The organism is Pseudoalteromonas sp. SR41-4, assembly GCF_014163985.1.
Lineage (GTDB): Bacteria > Pseudomonadota > Gammaproteobacteria > Enterobacterales > Alteromonadaceae > Pseudoalteromonas > Pseudoalteromonas rhizosphaerae.
This window is the reverse complement of sequence record NZ_JACJEI010000006.1, coordinates 14,372-32,671: the sequence shown is the minus strand read 5'-3', so window position 1 is coordinate 32,671 and position 18,300 is coordinate 14,372. Positions and strand designations below refer to the sequence as shown.

The window sequence follows — 18,300 nt, the reverse complement described above, 5'->3', positions numbered from 1 at the left end:
GGTTTTCGCTTTATGTACTAAGGTTGGCCGGTGTTAAGATACATAAAAATTGCCAGATGGCGTGCAAACAAACAGCTGAGGCAACAACAGCAAAATTTGCAACCTCATAAACTGCGCTTTTATGAGCAAGGTAAAGCTATTTGGTTTAATCTTAACACCGCGCAAAAGCTCTACTTATTGGCGTTAATCTGCCTAATCATCTTTCAAATTGGTTGGCTATGCGCCAGTATCACTATCGTAGCGCTTACTATTGAGTTTTGGCCAAAGTTCAATAAGCTCTGGCATTCACTTGCTGGCAAAGCACTTATACTTATTTTCTATGCCAGTATCGCCAACTTTGTACTGGCCAATGCCAGTGGCATTGTAAATAATGTAACTCATGTTTCAGCAACACATTTTAATTACACCCACAATTTTGCCACGCTACTTTATTTACCACCCTGGGCGTTGGGCATCTCTCTATCAACATTACTATTATTACAATTGATATTGCCGTTCTATATTTTTATGCTCTTAATCATCAAACCGTTTGGTTCACAGCGGGTAAAGTTTATTAGCCAAAGCTATTCACCTTTACTTACAGCTTCTATACGGTTTTTTTTATCAACGATTGTAATAATCAATCTAATGTCTTTTGTTGATGACAAAGATACCGGTGCCGTTTTTGATGACATAGTAAGCAACTTCGTCAGCAGCAAGCAGCTCTCAAGTCGAGCACTAACAGAGCAACAAGAAGTTGAAGTTGTAGAAGAGCTCAGCCAAAAAATACATGGGCAACTACCAAGTGAAAATATTACCCAAACACCTCCCACACTGCCAGTAACTCCGACGGAAGAAGATGAAACCACTCAATCCGTACGATTATTCTTTAACACAAAAGGTTACTTTGAACGCAGCAAACGGTTAATTGCTATGTTTGCTTACACCTACGAAGCAGACCAATACTCCCGTTGCAAAAAATCTGACGACAGTAAAGCGATTGAGATTAACGACTACGAAATTGTTGAAATTGCACCAGATAACAGCAAACCTTACGGTTACAGCTTTACGGTAAAAGCATGCCAATCGCCGGGCATTAAAGCGCCATAGCGGGCTACGGGCTACGGGCTACGGGCTACGGGCTACGGGCTACGGAAAATACTAAAGTCAGTTAATTAAAGTCAAACCTGTTTTTTAATTTTGCACGCCATTAATAAAAGGTTGAGTTGCTCATTAGATGTTCACGGCATAACTCAGGGATCGCTATAACGCTTTCGGCTTGCTTCAAAATAGTGAGGCTCTGACTGTCTGTAAAATATGCCTTTCATCATTTTATCCTTTATTTACAATAAGATAAAATTCTACGTTTGGCTTCTATTATTTTTCGGTGGGATTACACTTGCTTATATACTTACTTAATTATTGGCGAGCAATAATTACTTAAGACTTACTGGTAAAGCGCATCAATAACTTAACGGGTCTTATTCTCGCTCAATACTGCCAGCTTCAACAACAATAGCGGTGTTCAATAAATTGCCAAGGTCCGATTTGATAATTCATATTGGATTCTGGACTTTTAATATTCTTAAACCCTAACACCGTCAAGAGTTTCAATATAACGTTACCTTTAAATCTTATATATGAATATAAGATTTAAAGGTAACGACATGTTTTATAATATTAAAAATACTCAGAATGTTATTTATAAATCCCTTATAAGTAGATAAGCGACTTACAAAAAATTTAGAGCTATTCTTTTCACCGTCAACAGTAAACCAGCCAGTTAAACATATTAGCAGACGTTCACTTGCTGACTCACTTTACAATTAAAAAGGGTTTTATTATGAAAAAATTAATCAAAAAAGCATTACCTGTAATTCTGATCATAGCAACATTCTGTACATCTTCAGCCATGGCTGCTGGTAACCCTGAACTTATTATGCAACAGTTAAGCAGCGTCCATATTTCTAAAGTCGTGATGCAAAATCCACAGCAAAAAGAGCTTCGGTTTGAAAACTCACTAAACACTAAGCTAAACGTAAAGCTAGAAAAATCAATGCGAGAAATTCAAAAACAGATTGACAATAAATTAACGGATCAATTAGATAAAAAGTAACGCCTTTAGTTATTTGCTGCGCCCGAAATATAACGGCGCAGCCAGAATTCAACACCACGGACAAAAACGCTCACCTGACACTAACCGGTTGTGGGTACTAAATCGATGAGGTTTTCTTGCGTGAATCATAAAAAACATCCTTTATATTATTGAATATAGAGTAATAGTGGTTGATGCTATGATTCTTGTCCGCTCCATTGTTAGTTGTTTTGCAGATAATGTTTTACTTTTTTTGCATAGTTATCTTAACTACTCATTCCAACTAATTTGCATTATTTGCATGTCTTTGTATTTTGAGCCCGTAAATAAAATTTCGTCATCACCGCTTATAAAAAAAGCAATTGGTCGAAAGTCCATATGCATATCTTGTATGGTGTTATCTTGTAAGTTAAGTCGAGCAACTCTTGAAATCGCATCTGAATAATATAAATAGTTACCCCGAATAGCATAGCCAATCGCTTTACTAGCATCTTTAGATAACTCCCAACTTTGCCTATCAGATAGTCGAATTAACTTATTATTGGTAATTACGTAACTACTACCATCGCTATCTGAAATTAGTTTATTGGGTTTAATATCGTCTAATAATGTGGTGTCGCGAGTTAATAAATTAAGTTTGGCAAGTATATTTTTTGAATCACCTTGTTCAATATAAAGGATACCTTCATTATTTTTTGACCATACATAGCTTACTATTTTACGCCCTTTAAACTCTGCTATTGAGTAGAGCTTTTCAGCTATAACATCATAAAATGCAATGCTTTTATTTATTCTCAACAAAATACGCTGCTGATTAGGAGATACACTCAATCCTCCCATTGCAAACGTAGATGAGCCATCGTGGGTAAAATGACTAAGCTGCTTTATCAGTCCATTTTGAGATAGCCATAACTGACTACTACCAGAGCGCTCTGATACAAAAACCTGTGCAGGCCCCTCTTTGTTAACGACTTCAACAATGTTGTAATCATCTTTTTCACTTTTATAGAGTGCTTCATATTTAGGAGTATCACTAAATAAACCGGTAACTTTGGTTAATGAGTAAGTTTGCGTTTTATTTGCAGAATAAAATAGGCTATTAGCTGATTGAACCGCTATGTAATAGGGCGATATTTCAGGCGTAACTTGCACTGTATTTTTAAGAATACTCTTTTCATCAAATAAAACGGTTGTGAGCTGTGATCCTTCAGAAACAATCACGCCTTTATCATTTAAAAGCCAGTCAAAAGCAAAGCTAATGGTATTTTTCTGTGCTTGAAATAAACGCTTAGTCTCACGAGTTTCAAAGTTATAAGTAAATACAGAGAATGGCTGACCTTTTTGATTGAGTATATACGCTAACTTATTACCAGAATGAGATAAACGAGGTATGCTGATGCCATACATTATACCTGGCGGTGGGATGATAATTGACTCCTTTTGCGATTCTAAGTCAAATTGATATAAACCAGACCCATCTTGTTCATTCTTATACTCGGTGTAATAAATATGTTCCCCATTTTCGTCTACTTGTGCATAGCCAGTGTATCTAAGATCGCATTTTTTAATTAACTTTGTTTCCCCAACAATCGGAAATTCACTCAGATCAACTAATACCATTTCACAAAGCTGTTGCTTTAGGTTTGTAGCCTGTAATAACACATAAGGCTGGTTTAACTGCCACGATAAAACGGACACCTGAAAACCAGGATAAGTGAGTTCAACCTCTCTTTGATCGGAAAGACGCTTAACAAATGCATGATTAATATCTGTTTCTGGCTCAATATTGGTATAGGCTAAATATTTCCGATCTGAGGATAGTTCGGGGTGTACTTCACTTCCTAAGTTCCACGTACTTGCTACCTTTTTTATCGTTACCTGTTTAATAGACTCTCCCTCTGGCTTGCTAATAAATACTAAACTGAACCATGCTAAAAAGCACAAGCAAACAATACCGGCTAAAGCAAAAATAAGGGGCTTTTGAGTGCTCTTTTTTTGAATAGCTTGATTGGGCTTTATCGTCGAAATATCATCACCTTTTTCAACAGCAACCGATATGATACTTGCAGGTTGTTGAGTTTTATCAAGTTCAAGCTCTTGTGTTAAACGCTCAGGTATAACCGTTAAACTGTAACCTTTACGATAATGTGTTTTTAAAAGAGGAGCTTTTTCAATCGGATGCGCTAGCTGCTTTCTCAGCTCTGAGATAGCACGGTTAATTGCATTATCATCTACAAATTTTTGCTGCCATACACTCTCTATGAGCTCTTGACGAGATACGATTTGTTGAGGCTTATTTATAAAATGAAGTACTAACTTTACTAATAGAGGATCTAACTCCCTTTCTATACTATTTGAAGTAATCACACAGCGATTACTAATAAATTGCCAAGGTCCGATTTGATAATTCATAGTCTTTAAGTATTTTTTATTTTGCCAAACCCTACCACATGTACATTATGTTTTATAGTAACTGTATTTATAAACCTTATATTAGCAGATAAGGTTTAACATCAAAATATTGATTTTAAAGAATAAAACAAAGTGAAAACCTTATACATTAATTGCTCACAACTAGATAAGCGACTCTATGAAAATTCACCGATATTCTTTAAAACGTCATCAACAAGCCGCTTAGCCAAAATCGTTTTGCATACTAATTTGGCAGCGCTTAAAAAACATAAAAGGTTTGATTATGAATAACGCAATTAAAAAAGTACTACCCGCCCTACTATTAGCAACTGCATTTAATACTGCATTCGTTATCGCTGCTGAAAGTAAAACGCAGGCGATTCAATCAAAATCAGCACAGTGCATGATTGGCGAAACAATAACGAATGCTCAAGCACTCAATAAGCAAACAACTTCCTCTGATGCGGTTACAACAAGCAACATAAATACTCAAACCTTACTCTCTACCATAGATGAGAAAATAGCTGCTGATTTTGACTCATCCATAAATAAAATTAACTCACAAATTGATAAGAACCTTTCACGAGTAACGTCATCAATTACAGCCTACATAACTTCTGTTTTGACTAAGTAATAAAAACTTTAAACAGCTTAAATTAAGGAATTGCTATGAACACATTTACCAAAAAAATAGTATCAGCAAGTGTTTTACTTAGTAGTAGCCTAATAGCAACAACAGCACAAGCACAAAGCTCTGTGTGGCAGGTTAACAAAGGCAGTGACTCGTTATTTATTGGTGGTACGGTACATATTTTACCTAAATCAGAAATGCCGCTTCCTGCAGAGTTTAATCACGCTTATAAGCAAGCAGATACTATTGTTTTAGAAGCGCCAATTCCAGACCCATCAGATGCGAACGCACAAATGCAAATGTTAGCAGCGCTATCATATGCTAATAACGAAACGTTAAGCCAAAAGTTAAACCCGCAAGTAAAGCTTTTATTGGAAAATAAACTTACTGAATTTGGCGCTAACCTAACCAAGTTAGATGGTTTTCGCCCTGCTATGGTAAGTATTGTTTTAATGTCGATGGAGTTGCAAAAACAAAACTTAATGGGTGAAGGCGTTGATGCGTACTTTACCAAAAAAGCGACGATAGATAATAAAACAAAGAACTATCTGGAAACTATGGAGTTTCAGTTAGAGCTTTTCAAAACAATGGGACAGAACAACGAAAATAATTTTATTAAAAATAATTTAGCCGAGTTAAATAATTACGGTGTAATGTTTAAAGAACTGGTATCTGCATGGCGTCAAGGTGATACAGACACACTGAATAAAGTGGCTATTGAAACAATGCAAAAAAATGATCCGCATACTTATCAGCAGTTAATAACAGATAGAAATAATGCTTGGTTAGCTAAAGTAGAAGAGATGTTTAATAACGATAAAAGTGAATTTGTACTTGTTGGAGTTGCACACCTTGCAGGCAAAGATAGCTTACTTACATTACTTGAAAATAAAGGTTACACCGTTTCTTTGGTTAATATTGACGATAGCACTGAAATGACAAGCAAAAGGACTGAGTAATGGATAAAACAGACAAGCAAGCTATGTCATTACTGTTTATATTTGGATCTTTAATATTAATTAGTATTCTATAAAAAATGCCGCTATTTAAGCGGCATTTTTTATTTAAGCGGACAAGCAACCTTTTACGGACGTGGAATAAATCCTAACGCGTTGTAAACAGACTTTAAGGTCACTTCTGCACGTGCGCTGGCTTTTTCAGCACCGGTTTTCATGATGTTGTTGAGCAATGCTTGATCTTCACGGATCTCTTTAAAGCGCGCTTGGATTGGCTCGATCATGCTTACTACTGCGTCAGCGGTGTCTTTTTTCAGATGGCCATACATTTTGTCTTCGTATTCAGGCACTAACTCTTCAATTGAGCGCTTGGTTGCAACAGACATAAGTGTTAGTAAGTTTGATACGCCTGGTTTTTCAGTGCGATCAAAATAAATACGCGCTTGCTCGTCTGAATCGGTTACTGCTTTTTTAAGCTTTTTCTCGATCTTTTTTGGTTCGTCTAACATCATGATAAAACCATTTGGGTTTTCATCTGATTTAGACATTTTTTTCAGTGGATCTTGCAGGCTCATTACGCGCGCACCAAACTCTGGAATGTAAGGTTCTGGGATCGTGAAAACTTCACCATATAAGTTATTAAAGCGCGTTGCGATATCGCGTGTTAGTTCAAGGTGCTGCTTTTGATCATCACCTACTGGTACTTGCGCCGCTTGATAAAGTAAAATATCAGCTGCTTGTAATACCGGATAAGCAAACAAACCAACGTTTACGTTGCTGGTGTTCTTTGCTGACTTATCTTTAAACTGGGTCATGCGGTTAAGCTCGCCCATTTGCGCATAACAGTTTAATACCCAACCTAGCTGTGCATGTTCAGGCACTTGCGACTGCACAAATAAAGCAGCTTTATCTGGATCAATACCACATGCAACATACAAAGCTATACCATCTAATACACGGGTTTTTAAAAGCTCTGGATCTTGGCGTAACGTAATCGCGTGCAAATCAGCTAACATAAAGTGGCTATCATACTCTTCCTGTAGCTTTACCCACTGGTTAATAGCGCCAACATAGTTGCCTATTGTCATTCCACCGGTTGGCTGCATGCCACTTAACACTACTGGTTTACTCATGATGTTCCTTTATATTACAAAAATAAAAAATGCTAAAATTAAAAAATCGCTTAACGCTGGGTAAGAACAGGTATTATATCTAAGAAATTCTCACAGAGGTACTGTGGATTCAAATCAGCAAGATTTTCACCTTGGTTATAACCATAATTAACGGCAAGTACGTCTATATGTGCCGCTTGCGCCGCTAAGATATCACTTTTTGAGTCACCAATCATAATTGCTTGACTCACTGGTACATTTAATTGCTGACAAGCAAATAAAAGAGGCTCTGGTGAAGGCTTTTTGGCCATGTCATCACCACACACTATCACCTCAAAATGACTGCTTAAAGCGAGCTTATCAAGTAGCTTTTCAGTAAAGCAGCGGGCTTTGTTAGTGATCAACGCTTTTGGTATACCACGTAACGCCGCAAGGCCTGTTTCTACGTGTTGATAAAGCACACTGTATTCACCTACTTGTTGCTCATAATGACCATAAAAAAGCGCAATTGCTTTATCTGCTAATGCTGGATCTAGGTGTTCACTGACTTTCATGTCGCCACTGAGGCCTCGCTTAACCAGCATTTCAATGCCGTTACCAACCCAGCTTTGTACCAACCCCTGACTTACAATTGGAAAAGCTAAATCAGATAAAGTCAGATTCATCGCTATATATAAATCATAAACACTATCAACTAAAGTACCATCAAGATCAAATAAAGCGGCTTCATACTTCATTATTTTACACCCTCTAACTGGGCACGCATTTGTTCAATTACTTGTTGGTAATCTGGCTGATTAAAAATAGCAGAGCCGGCAACAAACATGTCAGCTCCGGCTTGAGCCGCCGCCGCAATATTATCGACTTTAATACCACCATCTACTTCTAAACGAATAGCACGACCTGAATCATCAATTATTTTCCGTGCTTGGCGTAGTTTTTCCAAAGTATTAGGAATAAAACTTTGACCGCCAAAACCTGGATTAACCGACATTAATAAAATCACATCAAGCTTATCAATTACATGTTCTAAATAGCTTAAACTCGTCGCAGGGTTAAAGACTAAACCAGCTTGGCAACCATGATCTTTGATCAGCTGCAAAGTGCGATCAATATGTTCACTCGCTTCAGGATGAAAAGTAATGATTGAAGCACCAGCATCAGCAAATTGCGGTATTAAACTATCGACCGGTTTAACCATTAAATGCACATCAATAGGCGCCGTAATACCATAATCACGCAGCGCTTTGCACACCATAGGCCCAATTGTTAAGTTTGGCACATAGTGATTATCCATCACATCAAAATGAACTACATCTGCACCAGAAGCTAAAACACGCTCAACATCTTCGCCCAAACGGGCAAAATCAGCAGATAAAATAGACGGGGCGATAAGGTACTTTTGTAGTGTTTCTAACATAAACAATCCTTAGTGATATTAAAAATGCGCAAAATAGCAGGGCCGATAATTGCCATAATGTAACCTAAATCAAGCTATTCCCCAAGAATCCCAGCTAATTAAAGCTTTAACTCTATTTGAAGTTTTGCAACGGTTATATTTTAAACAGCTAAATATAAACATTATTTTTACCTTAACCTTTTAATTTTATTAATTTTTTATATTTGTTAAGGATAAATTAAGTTTGTTATTTGAGCATTTTTTATGTATGCTCTAGTGAGTAACACTATTATGGACTTAGTAAAATGCGTGCTTTTAAAATCGGGATCTTAACTGCGGCTGCTATAACTATCGGTACACTAAGCTATTTTTCAAAAAGTGATAATACACTTATCGCAGCTAACGATTGCGAATGTAGCTCAGGCCATTTAAAAATTAATAATGCAGTGCAATGTATGAAGGTCGAACAAGAATCAAGTTGGATGTCATGGATCACTGGTGATAGTCGCAGTGCACAATTTCATTATTTAGATTTACTTGAATTATTAACCAGCTCAGACGAACCACAAAAAGCACGTTCACTTAGTCCTAGGTTCTAGTAAAGTGCGGCAACTGATCAGCGCTATACAAAGTGTTGTTGCGGCATTTTTTGGTGTGCAATCTGAGCACAAGCGTCACGCTGACTTTAAACAACACTCGCCTACCAGTATTATTATCATCGCTATTATTTTATTTATATTTTTTGTAACCGCTATCTATGGCGTGGTGACTTGGGTGCTAAGTACATAGCCATCAACTCATTGACTTTATTGCGCGAACCACCTTTTGGACTAATCGTCCGCTTAACTTGAATTTCAGCTAACGTTGCTTGGCTATATATTTTACGTGTCCATACAGTGTCATGATTCGAGATCAATACCGGTGTTTTGTTTTCAAATGCCGCTTGCTCAGCTAAATTAGCTAGATTCGCCTGATCATCTAAATTAAAGCCACCCTTAGCATAAGAGGTAAACGACGCCGTTTTACTCAAAGGAACATAAGGTGGATCGCAATAGATCACTGCGTTATCGGGTACTAATTTAAATACATCGTCATAACCTAAACAAGTAAACGTGGCTTGTTGCGCTTTTTCGGCAAAAAAGTACATTTCTTTTTCAGGAAAATACGGACGTTTATACTTACCGAACGGAACATTAAAAATTCCTTTCAGGTTATAGCGGCATAAACCGTTGTAGCCGTGGCGATTCATATATAAAAATAAGATCGCTCGCTCGTAAATGTCATTACTTTGATTAAACTGTACGCGATAATCATAATATGCGTCAGGCTGATTGTTTAAATCAACAAACAGCTTTTTAGCATCGCTGATGAATTCATCTGGAGAGTTTTTTAATTCGTTATACAAGTTAATGAGATCAGCATTAATATCATTAAGAATATAATCTTTAAAATCTGTGTTTAAAAATACCGAGCCAGCACCAACAAACGGTTCAACTAAGGTATCAGCGTGTTTGCTCGCTTCATTTAAGCGCGCGCTAATATCTTCAACTAAGCTGTATTTTCCGCCAGCCCATTTAAGGAAGGCTCTGGTCTTTTTCTGCATCGGCTCTTTACTTCAAACTGGTGTGCCGCGATTTTACACTAAACAGTGTAAATTTACTGATCTAGTAACGCGATTTCTTGTTTTATTTTACTGATTTTTTTATAAAACGGCTGATTTTTACGCACCGCTTCAGGTAGGCTTGCTAGCACTTCGCGAGCAGCATTTAAGTTATCAAAGCTGCCATAGGTTACCACCCACCAAATTTTATCGTTGCGGCGTGTTTGATAGACTTTACCAAGTACTTGCAGCGACTGTTTAGCAACAAACTGCTCGGCGATTGTTTGCTGAGTTACCGCTAGTAACTGGATCACGACCTTACTATCCGGCTGTTGTAGATACCAAGCATTATCTGCTGGCATAATTTGCTGCGCTTGAGGAACAGGCTCTACCACAGTGGGTTCTTCAGCCAAGCTAGTCGTGATATCAACAGGCTCTGCAACTGGCGCTAAACTATCGAGTATTGCCGCAACATTATTTTCCTGAGTAGGATTATCAATAAGCGGCTTGTCTTGCTCTGGTTGAGCTTGTTGATCAGCTGATTGAGCATCTGCAGCTTCTACTTGTGAGGAATCTATTGTCACCGCTGGTTCTGTTACAGCTTGCTTTAAAGTATCGACTGCGATTGCCGTCGCCACTGGAGTTTCAGGTTGTGGCTGATAAAAATCATGCCACCAACGGGTCATATCAGATTTATATAAAAAGCCAATGATGAGTAACATAATAATCACTAGCAGCGTTATTAAATGTACTCGCCAAGATACTTTATCAGTGACTACAACCTTAGCTGTATGCTGTGTTGGTTGCCACGCTAACAATAAACTCGGATTACCGTGTGCTTCGCGCAAAAAGGTTTGAAATACCGGGTCTTCATCATAAGGTAAATCATTAAAATAGCACTTCATCAACTGTTTACTTTCTGCTATTGAAAGTGCTTCAAGATGAATTTCAACAGCGCTTTTAAATTGCCCCACTGATTGCGATGCCAGTAAGACATATAAAGTAGTAGGACTATGCTTGGTAAGCGCTGTTAACTCTTCGACCATTTCTTCAGATAAATGCCGTCCACCATCTAACACCCATAAACATGGACCACAGTTTTGCTGTTTAGCTAGTTGGTAGAAATTTTCTGACAGGCTTAGGTTTTGATCAATTAACGGCGAGCGGAAGCTTTGTTCCAGTAACTCACTCATCAATTGCATATCACTCATACGCGCACTTAGCTGCACAAATGACTTATTAAAATCACTGTATTTATCAGTAATGAAGGTTTCGAGAAGATAACTTTTACCAAGTCCAGAAGGACCCAGTAAGACAATTAAATTTTGCCCATATTCAAACTGTAGGGCAATCCGATCAACCAAAGCCGCACGGCTAGGTAAGATTTGCGATTGCATTAGCGCCCTATTAAATCTCGGACCTGTTGATCTGAGACATCATCAACCAACGCGCATTGACCAAACTGAGTAGGAAGAATAAAACGGATCGTGCCTTTTTTATTCTTTTTATCTTTACGCATATGATGAAGGAAATGTTCAGCAGTCATCACATCAGGGATCTCACTAGGCAAATTATATTGCGCTATTAAGGTAACGATCCTTGCAACTTCTTGTGCACTTAAATCACCACGAGTATGAGCTAGCTGTGCTGCTAATACCATGCCAGTGGCAACAGCTTCACCATGTAGCCATTGGCCGTATCCCATTTGCGCTTCAATAGCATGTGCAAAGGTATGGCCTAAATTAAGTAACGCTCGTAGTCCTGCTTCTTTTTCATCCTGAGCGACAATCAGTGCTTTAATTTCACAACAACGAAAAATCACATGCTGAATGGTTTCTTCATCCAAAGCCTGTAATTGCGCGGTGTTGTTTTCTAGAAAAGTAAATAATTCTGTATCGTAAATTAAGCCATATTTAATAACTTCAGCCATACCGGCTGCAAATTCACGAGCAGGAAGTGTATGCAATGATTGAGTATCAATAAACACGGCTTGCGGCTGATAAAAAGCCCCAATCATGTTTTTACCCAAAGGATGGTTAACCGCCGTTTTACCGCCAACTGATGAATCAACTTGCGATAATAAGGTAGTGGGTACTTGAATAAACGGTACTCCGCGTTGATAGCAGGCCGCAACAAAACCAGTCAGATCACCGACCACACCACCACCAAGGGCGATTAAGCAAGTATCTCTGCCGCAATTATTTTCAAGCAAAAAAGCCGAAATTTTCTCAAACCATTCCAGTGATTTATATTGCTCACCATCAGGAATAATAAAACTTAGCGGATTTAAATCAGCTAATAACGCCATTGCATCGCTTAAGTACAAAGGTGCAATGGTGTCATTAGTGATAATGATAGGTCGACAATCACCAATATGATGATGCAGCCTGTCAGTCTGTTGAAGAGCAGATTGACCAATATAAATAGGATAACTTCGCTCGTCTAAATTAACTGTTAATTCAAGCATCGCTAGTATCCTTTCTTATTGGTATTTAAAAATCTAATTTCTCGATGATTTGATTAGCGACAACTTTAGCGCTTTGCTCATCAGTGCGTACAACAAAATCAGCTACTTCTTTATACAACGGTTCGCGTTCTTCAGCTAAGCGCTCTAATACATCACGAGGTGCTTCTTCTGTTTGCAGTAATGGGCGACGCTTGTCGCGCTGCGTGCGTGCAACTTGCTTTTCGATAGGTGTCTCTAGGTATACAACAATACCACGAGCCGAAAGCTTGTTTCGTACTTCTTTACTCATCACAGAACCACCACCAGTTGCAAGTACAATACCTTGCATTTCTGTTAGATCGCCAATGACAGATTCTTCACGAAGTCGAAAGCCTTCTTCACCTTCAAGATCGAACACCCAGGCAATATCTGCACCGGTACGGCGTTCGATTTCTTGATCAGAATCGACAAATTCAAGGTGCAATTGATCTGCAATGTGACGACCAATTGTGCTTTTGCCAGCCCCCATAGGGCCAACTAGAAATATATTACGTTTTTCAGCCATATCTTTTAGTACAAACGAACTCTAAAATTTGAAATAAAACCCCGCCTAACGACCTGGCCCCAAAATTAAGGAGGGGATTATCTCAGTAATTGATTGGGTATTTCAAGTCAATTAGAACAAAAAGCCAATTAACGAGCAATTAAAGTCAATAATTGCCCATTGTGTAAGAATAAATCAGTGTAAATTACTCTATTTGGATTTTCGGAGTAACGAAAATCAGCAATTCTTTCTTTTCATTGAACTCACTAGTGCTTCTAAACAGCACTCCTAGGTAAGGAATATCACCTAATAATGGTACTTTTTTAACTGAGTTAATGATTTGCTGCTGGAATATACCACCAAGTACCACGGTTTGACCATTCTCAACCAGTACTTGGGTTTGAATTTCTTGGGTATCAATTGCAACTGCAGGACCAGTTCCAGTTTGTACCGTATCACCTCGGGTATCTTGGGTAATGATTAAATCCAAGATAACTTTATTATCTGGGGTGATGTGTGGTGTTACCTCAAGACTCAATACTGCCTTTTTAAAGCTAACAGTTGTAGCACCACTTGAAGCAGATTCAACATACGGTATTTCGGTACCTTGTTCAATACGTGCTTTTTTCTGGTTGGCAGTCGTAATGCGCGGACTTGCGATAATTTCACCACGGTTTTCTTCTTCAAGCGCGGTTAGCTCTAAATCAAGTAACGTGCCATTTGCTAATTTAGCAACGTGCATACCTATACTGCCAGCGGCACCTGTGATAGGCAAGTTTACATTAAGGCGATCAGAAATACTTGGAATGGTGCCGTTAGAAATCGTATTAGCACCTTCTAAGGTACCTGAAATACCATCAGTGCCTTGTTGATCACTAAACCCCCAACGTACTCCTAAGTCTTCTTTTACGTTATCACGTACAGTAACCATACGTGCCTCAATAATAACTTGTCTAACCGCTATATCCAAAGTTTCGACCATACGGCGAACACTTGCAATGCTTTTAACGGTGTCTTTAATTAACAAGGTATTGGTACGTTTATCAACGGATACACTGCCGCGAGCACTAATAATGCTGTTAGTGTCGGTTTTCAGTAAATCAGCAAACTCTTCCGCTTTAGCATAATTCAAACGAATATATTCACTATAAAGCGGCTCTAAATCTTCAACTTGTTGTTTGGCTTTTAGATCTTTCGCTTCGCGGGCGGCAAGCTCTTCAGATGGTGCAACCATTAATATAGAGCCATCCATACGCTTATCTAAACCTTTAACGCGTAATACCACGTCAAGAGCTTGATCCCAAGGCACACCATCTAAACGCAGAGTTATGTTGCCACTGACTGAGTCACTGGTTACTAGGTTGAAATCATTATAGCCGGCAATAATTTGTAATACGGCACGCACTGAGATGTCTTGAAAGTTTAGGGTCATTGGCCGACCTTGATACTCTTTACCACCTTCTAAATATGAACGTTGCGAGTCATCTTTTTCAACTGTAAGAGTAAGGATATTTTCAATTTGCTGATAAGTAAATTTAAACGCTGCATTAGGAGTTATTACCACCCTGCTCATATTATTTTCTTTAAATGTCTCAATTGAGCTGACCACAGTGCCAAAATCTAGCACATCTAGCTCATATAATAAGTCATCTAAAATATCGGTATGATGAAATTCAGCAATAATTTTACCGCCACTTTCATGCACATCAATCGCAGCTTGAGTGTCTTGCAAGAATACTAATACTCGTGCTTCACCTTTTTCACCACGACGAAAATCAATAGACTGGATTGAGTTAATGTAATTGCCAGTCACTTCTTTGGCGGTATTAGCATCTTCTTGTGACGTGATAGGATTATCGGAAACGTGTAATGAAACAAGATTATTATTAACCGTTGTTTGGTAAATTTTTAAACGCTCTAAATGAACAGTGACAATCAAGTTACCATCAGCAGCTACACTATTAACTTTTTCAATACCGCCTTGGTTGATTTGTACTTCACTTATACCTTGTTCAACATCAGTGGCATTAAAGCGCATTTCAATACGGGCTGGGTTATTAAATACCTGAACTTTTGGTTCTTCACTCAGCTCCTCATCAAATACCAGCTGTAACTGTGTTTCTCCAGCTATTAATGGGCTATAACGAATGTCATACAATAACGGAGTTGCCATTGCTGATTGCGTGATAAAAAGGGCAATAACAACAAACAAAGCCTGATGAATGCGATTACTCCAAGATACTCCCTTATGCATTTTAATTTTACCTTTTTTATTTTTAACTAGTGCCATTGGAGCCCGCCTCTAACATTTCAAGCTTCGTAAGACGTTCTTTCCAACAACCAGACCCGTCGGGTATTAATTCTAACAATTCTATATAATCACTTTTAACATCTTGTACAACACCATGATATAAACCAATATGATTACCCACAGTCACTCGGTGCAAAGTATCATCTGCAGCTTTAATTAATGCCCATGTTTGGCCACCAGAACCCAGTGTGCCTTTCATTGCCAGATTATCCAACGGATATTTCTCTAAAACTTCACGCGTACGATCAGGATCAGGATGTAAACAGTTTTTAACTTGGATCATGTTATTTTGAATAATTTCTGGCTGCGGCGCAACAAAAGGACTACGTAGTTGCTGTGCATTGTATTCAAAGTGCTCAAATTGGATCAGTTTTGGAATGGCCTCAACTTTAGGTGTAGTGCTGGCTTTTACCTGATCAATAAACTCTTTTTGCTCAGAGGTATCATCGTTACATGCGCTCACCAAAATACCGCCGAGTAAAACCAAGGCTAATTTTTTCATTTTTTAGCCCCTACTTTTTTCACGCCGCCTTCGTAGCGGTAAGTTTTGGCGACCACGCTAAATGTCAGCTTGCCTGAATCTGAACTAGTAATTGAAAAGTCATGCAAACTTACGATACGAGGAAGTTGCGCTACTTTGCCAACAAAATCACCAAACTCATGGTAGCTACCTATTACTTCAATTTTAATCGGCAACTCAGTATAAAACTCTTTTTCCACTTCTGGTAACCAGCCAATTTTAAGAAAGGTTAAGCCACTGGTCGTGCCCACATAAGATAAATCATCAAGTAAGCCTGGTGTTTCGTTTGAAGTCGGTAAGCGCTTTAGCAATAAAGAAAACTTTTCTTCCATTTCAACCATTTGTTGACGGTAAATTTCTAGATTACTCGCTAGTGAGTATTTCACTCGGTAGTTACTGCGTAACTCAACTTCTTTACTAACCGCATTATGGTAGCTATCTATTTCATCTGAAACCAATAAGCTGTAACTGAAAAACAATACTAGGGCCGCTACAAAAGTGCAGCAAATAATCTTGACAACTATTGGCCAGTCGCCAATGTTTTCAAGCTCAATTTCGTTCCATTCAATCTCTGTTAACGCTTTGATATCAAGGTTCATTATTTAACCTCTCCAATCTTATCAAAGGGTTTTACATAAAATTCCATATTAAAATCACTCAATAAACGAGACGATTTTTCACCAGCAATAATACCTTGCATTATCGGCTTTTCGAGCAGATAGGAATTTTGTACTTGGCGTAACATATTTGACAAGTAATTATTTGATTCGCTACGACCAACCACATGAATTGCACTACCACGACGCTCTAACTTAGTTAGATACACCCCCGTTGGTACAATTTTGGCAACTTCATCCATAATTTGCGTACCCAAGTTTCGACTACTTTGCAGTTCTTCGATTAAGCGCATACGTTGCTGCAAGTTTTCTTTCTTTTTGTCTAATTCACGTATTTCACTAATACGTTTATCTAATTGGCCAATTTCAGCTGAAAGGTAATTATTTTTAATATTTTGACCATCTCGTAAACTACCGTAATAACTACTGAGTAAATACATACTGATAAAACTGCCAAGCACCACAAAAAACAAAACAGTGGCAAACTTATTCTGTGATTGTTTGCGCTGCTGTTCGCGCCAAGGCAGTAGATTTATATGTGGCATGATGAAAAACTCCTTAATGCCAAACCCGTCGCTATTGCAAATTGAGTACGATGACGCTGTAACACATTGCGATCGACATGATGGGAAATATCCATATTTTCAAAAGGCTCTGCCACTATGGTATGGATGCCTAGTTCTTCGATTAGCAGTCGATCGAGGCCATCAATCATCGCTGTGCCACCAGTGAGCACAATGTAATCGATTTGATCTTTGCCACTGGTAGTTAAAAACATCTGCACTGCGCGGCGTACTTGCTGTAATAATGAGGTTTGAAATGGTGCCAATACTTCAAACGTGTAGTTAGGCGGAAGATCGCCTGTAGTTTTACCTATTTCAGCTTCATCAAAACTTTTATTATAATAAGCTACTATGCTGTTAGTGTATTGATCGCCACCAAATACTTGGTCTCGGGTGTAAATCGTTTCACCGCCAAGTACCACACTTACCAACATAAGTACCGCGCCAATATCGACCACTGCTACACACTTATTAAATGCATCGCTTGGTAATTGCTGATAATACACATCCATTGCGCGACTCAGGGCATAGCTTTCTACATCAACTACTTTTGCTATTAAGCCAGCTGATTCTAATGCACCAACACGAGCTTCAACACTTTCGGTACGCGCAGCTGAAAGCAACACATTCATTTTGGAAGGATCGGCTTCGTTGGTACTGAGCTTTTCAAAGTCTAGGCTAACTTCATCTAAAGGATAGGGAATAAGGCTGTCAGCTTCGATTTCTATTTGCGACTCAAGCTCTGCATCTGAAAGCGTAACATCCATAAAAATTACTTTCGTAATGACGGTTTGTCCCGATACTGCAACTGCTGCCGAACGAATTGACTTTGGTAACTTACGCTTTAATTTAGTAATGATATTACCAATCGCCTCAATATCTTGAATATTGCGCTCAGCCATTGTACCTTTTGGCATTGGCTCAATTGCTAACGCTTCGAGCCTATAGCCACTGTCCGTTTCATTCAGTAACACTGCTTTTATAGCATGTGAACCGATATCTATCCCTACCATCATCGATGAAGACTTACTCAATAGTTGACTTAGCATGTTCGCAACTTGGCCTTTGTTTTAAGAATAAACAAGTTATAATTTTTATATGAAAAAATACTATTC

19 protein-coding genes are annotated in these 18,300 nt (G+C 38.4%); 6 read left to right on the top strand and 13 right to left on the bottom strand.

Annotated elements, in window-relative coordinates:
- Positions 1-30 precede the first annotated feature (30 nt).
- Together H5180_RS06445 and H5180_RS06440 are read left to right on the top strand one after the other, a co-directional pair.
- Positions 31-1,089: a hypothetical protein gene (locus H5180_RS06445; RefSeq protein ID WP_182757930.1), complete on the top strand. Its 1,059-nt coding sequence runs from the start codon at positions 31-33 to the stop codon at positions 1,087-1,089.
- 733 nt (positions 1,090-1,822) lie between these two features.
- Positions 1,823-2,095 (top strand): hypothetical protein, encoded by a 273-nt coding sequence (locus tag H5180_RS06440; RefSeq protein WP_182757929.1) that lies wholly within the window; start codon positions 1,823-1,825, stop codon positions 2,093-2,095.
- Between the two features lie 249 nt (positions 2,096-2,344).
- On the opposite strand, the gene H5180_RS06435 is transcribed toward H5180_RS06440, so the two are convergent.
- Positions 2,345-4,486, bottom strand: coding sequence for a winged helix-turn-helix domain-containing protein (locus tag H5180_RS06435; RefSeq protein ID WP_182757928.1), 2,142 nt, complete (start codon positions 4,484-4,486; stop codon positions 2,345-2,347).
- Between the two features lie 283 nt (positions 4,487-4,769).
- Between H5180_RS06435 and H5180_RS06430 the strand changes: the two genes are divergently transcribed.
- Together H5180_RS06430 and H5180_RS06425 are read left to right on the top strand one after the other, a co-directional pair.
- A complete protein-coding gene (locus H5180_RS06430; protein WP_182757927.1) occupies positions 4,770-5,120 on the top strand; it encodes a hypothetical protein in 351 nt (116 codons plus the stop codon).
- Positions 5,121-5,155: 35 nt separating this feature from the next.
- Positions 5,156-6,076: a TraB/GumN family protein gene (locus tag H5180_RS06425; RefSeq protein ID WP_182757926.1), complete on the top strand. Its 921-nt coding sequence runs from the start codon at positions 5,156-5,158 to the stop codon at positions 6,074-6,076.
- Between the two features lie 125 nt (positions 6,077-6,201).
- Here the strand turns inward: H5180_RS06425 and trpS are convergent, their stop codons facing one another.
- The 3 genes from trpS to rpe are packed head-to-tail and all read right to left on the bottom strand — an operon-like array spanning position 6,202 to position 8,605.
- Complete coding sequence (trpS, locus tag H5180_RS06420; RefSeq protein ID WP_182735078.1) at positions 6,202-7,206, bottom strand: tryptophan--tRNA ligase; 1,005 nt, start codon at positions 7,204-7,206, stop codon at positions 6,202-6,204.
- A gap of 50 nt (positions 7,207-7,256) precedes the next feature.
- A complete protein-coding gene (locus H5180_RS06415) occupies positions 7,257-7,922 on the bottom strand; it encodes an HAD-IA family hydrolase (RefSeq protein WP_182735077.1) in 666 nt (221 codons plus the stop codon).
- A complete protein-coding gene (gene rpe / locus H5180_RS06410; protein WP_145238551.1) occupies positions 7,922-8,605 on the bottom strand; it encodes a ribulose-phosphate 3-epimerase in 684 nt (227 codons plus the stop codon). Before rpe ends, H5180_RS06415 begins: the two co-directional genes overlap by 1 nt.
- A 284-nt stretch (positions 8,606-8,889) precedes the next feature.
- Here rpe and H5180_RS06405 point away from each other — a divergent pair, with 284 nt between their 5' ends.
- Entirely contained in the window at positions 8,890-9,183 is a 294-nt protein-coding gene (locus H5180_RS06405; RefSeq protein WP_145238548.1) for a hypothetical protein, read from the top strand.
- A 4-nt stretch (positions 9,184-9,187) separates the two neighbouring features.
- Positions 9,188-9,373, top strand: a complete 186-nt coding sequence (locus tag H5180_RS06400; RefSeq protein ID WP_145238545.1) for a DUF2970 domain-containing protein — start codon at positions 9,188-9,190, stop codon at positions 9,371-9,373.
- On the opposite strand, the gene H5180_RS06395 is transcribed toward H5180_RS06400, so the two are convergent.
- From H5180_RS06395 to H5180_RS06355, 9 genes are all read right to left on the bottom strand, one after another.
- Entirely contained in the window at positions 9,336-10,187 is an 852-nt protein-coding gene (locus tag H5180_RS06395; protein WP_149982636.1) for a Dam family site-specific DNA-(adenine-N6)-methyltransferase, read from the bottom strand. The genes H5180_RS06400 and H5180_RS06395 overlap by 38 nt on opposite strands.
- A gap of 53 nt (positions 10,188-10,240) precedes the next feature.
- A complete protein-coding gene (locus tag H5180_RS06390; RefSeq protein WP_182757925.1) occupies positions 10,241-11,581 on the bottom strand; it encodes an AAA family ATPase in 1,341 nt (446 codons plus the stop codon).
- Positions 11,581-12,651: a 3-dehydroquinate synthase gene (aroB, locus tag H5180_RS06385; RefSeq protein WP_182735074.1), complete on the bottom strand. Its 1,071-nt coding sequence runs from the start codon at positions 12,649-12,651 to the stop codon at positions 11,581-11,583. The genes H5180_RS06390 and aroB overlap by 1 nt, the downstream gene beginning before the upstream one ends.
- A 25-nt stretch (positions 12,652-12,676) precedes the next feature.
- Complete coding sequence (gene aroK, locus H5180_RS06380) at positions 12,677-13,195, bottom strand: shikimate kinase AroK (RefSeq protein WP_008466255.1); 519 nt, start codon at positions 13,193-13,195, stop codon at positions 12,677-12,679.
- 184 nt (positions 13,196-13,379) lie between these two features.
- Positions 13,380-15,464, bottom strand: a complete 2,085-nt coding sequence (locus H5180_RS06375; RefSeq protein WP_182731698.1) for a type IV pilus secretin PilQ — start codon at positions 15,462-15,464, stop codon at positions 13,380-13,382.
- The gene (locus H5180_RS06370; protein WP_182731697.1) at positions 15,451-15,987 is read right to left on the bottom strand and encodes a pilus assembly protein PilP; all 537 of its coding nucleotides are present in this window, start codon (positions 15,985-15,987) and stop codon (positions 15,451-15,453) included. Before H5180_RS06370 ends, H5180_RS06375 begins: the two co-directional genes overlap by 14 nt.
- On the bottom strand, positions 15,984-16,604 hold the full coding sequence (locus H5180_RS06365; protein ID WP_182735072.1) for a type 4a pilus biogenesis protein PilO: 621 nt from the start codon (positions 16,602-16,604) through the stop codon (positions 15,984-15,986). The genes H5180_RS06370 and H5180_RS06365 overlap by 4 nt, the downstream gene beginning before the upstream one ends.
- Positions 16,604-17,167 carry a PilN domain-containing protein gene (locus tag H5180_RS06360; RefSeq protein ID WP_145238523.1) on the bottom strand — a complete coding sequence of 188 codons (564 nt, stop codon included), beginning with the start codon at positions 17,165-17,167 and terminating at the stop codon, positions 16,604-16,606. The genes H5180_RS06365 and H5180_RS06360 overlap by 1 nt, the downstream gene beginning before the upstream one ends.
- The gene (locus H5180_RS06355) at positions 17,155-18,234 is read right to left on the bottom strand and encodes a pilus assembly protein PilM (RefSeq protein WP_145238520.1); all 1,080 of its coding nucleotides are present in this window, start codon (positions 18,232-18,234) and stop codon (positions 17,155-17,157) included. The genes H5180_RS06360 and H5180_RS06355 overlap by 13 nt, the downstream gene beginning before the upstream one ends.
- Positions 18,235-18,300: the final 66 nt, after the last annotated feature.

What these genes read in the sequence shown, in the direction of transcription:
- H5180_RS06440 (WP_182757929.1), top strand. Translation starts at nt 1,823, where the DNA reads ATGAAAAAATTAATCAAAAAAGCATTACCTGTAATTCTGATCATAGCA.
- H5180_RS06435 (WP_182757928.1), bottom strand. Translation starts at nt 4,486, where the DNA reads ATGAATTATCAAATCGGACCTTGGCAATTTATTAGTAATCGCTGTGTG.
- H5180_RS06430 (WP_182757927.1), top strand. Translation starts at nt 4,770, where the DNA reads ATGAATAACGCAATTAAAAAAGTACTACCCGCCCTACTATTAGCAACT.
- H5180_RS06425 (WP_182757926.1), top strand. Translation starts at nt 5,156, where the DNA reads ATGAACACATTTACCAAAAAAATAGTATCAGCAAGTGTTTTACTTAGT.
- trpS (WP_182735078.1), bottom strand. Translation starts at nt 7,206, where the DNA reads ATGAGTAAACCAGTAGTGTTAAGTGGCATGCAGCCAACCGGTGGAATG.
- H5180_RS06415 (WP_182735077.1), bottom strand. Translation starts at nt 7,922, where the DNA reads ATGAAGTATGAAGCCGCTTTATTTGATCTTGATGGTACTTTAGTTGAT.
- rpe (WP_145238551.1), bottom strand. Translation starts at nt 8,605, where the DNA reads ATGTTAGAAACACTACAAAAGTACCTTATCGCCCCGTCTATTTTATCT.
- H5180_RS06405 (WP_145238548.1), top strand. Translation starts at nt 8,890, where the DNA reads ATGCGTGCTTTTAAAATCGGGATCTTAACTGCGGCTGCTATAACTATC.
- H5180_RS06395 (WP_149982636.1), bottom strand. Translation starts at nt 10,187, where the DNA reads ATGCAGAAAAAGACCAGAGCCTTCCTTAAATGGGCTGGCGGAAAATAC.
- H5180_RS06390 (WP_182757925.1), bottom strand. Translation starts at nt 11,581, where the DNA reads ATGCAATCGCAAATCTTACCTAGCCGTGCGGCTTTGGTTGATCGGATT.
- aroB (WP_182735074.1), bottom strand. Translation starts at nt 12,651, where the DNA reads ATGCTTGAATTAACAGTTAATTTAGACGAGCGAAGTTATCCTATTTAT.
- aroK (WP_008466255.1), bottom strand. Translation starts at nt 13,195, where the DNA reads ATGGCTGAAAAACGTAATATATTTCTAGTTGGCCCTATGGGGGCTGGC.
- H5180_RS06375 (WP_182731698.1), bottom strand. Translation starts at nt 15,464, where the DNA reads ATGGCACTAGTTAAAAATAAAAAAGGTAAAATTAAAATGCATAAGGGA.
- H5180_RS06370 (WP_182731697.1), bottom strand. Translation starts at nt 15,987, where the DNA reads ATGAAAAAATTAGCCTTGGTTTTACTCGGCGGTATTTTGGTGAGCGCA.
- H5180_RS06365 (WP_182735072.1), bottom strand. Translation starts at nt 16,604, where the DNA reads ATGAACCTTGATATCAAAGCGTTAACAGAGATTGAATGGAACGAAATT.
- H5180_RS06360 (WP_145238523.1), bottom strand. Translation starts at nt 17,167, where the DNA reads ATGCCACATATAAATCTACTGCCTTGGCGCGAACAGCAGCGCAAACAA.
- H5180_RS06355 (WP_145238520.1), bottom strand. Translation starts at nt 18,234, where the DNA reads ATGCTAAGTCAACTATTGAGTAAGTCTTCATCGATGATGGTAGGGATA.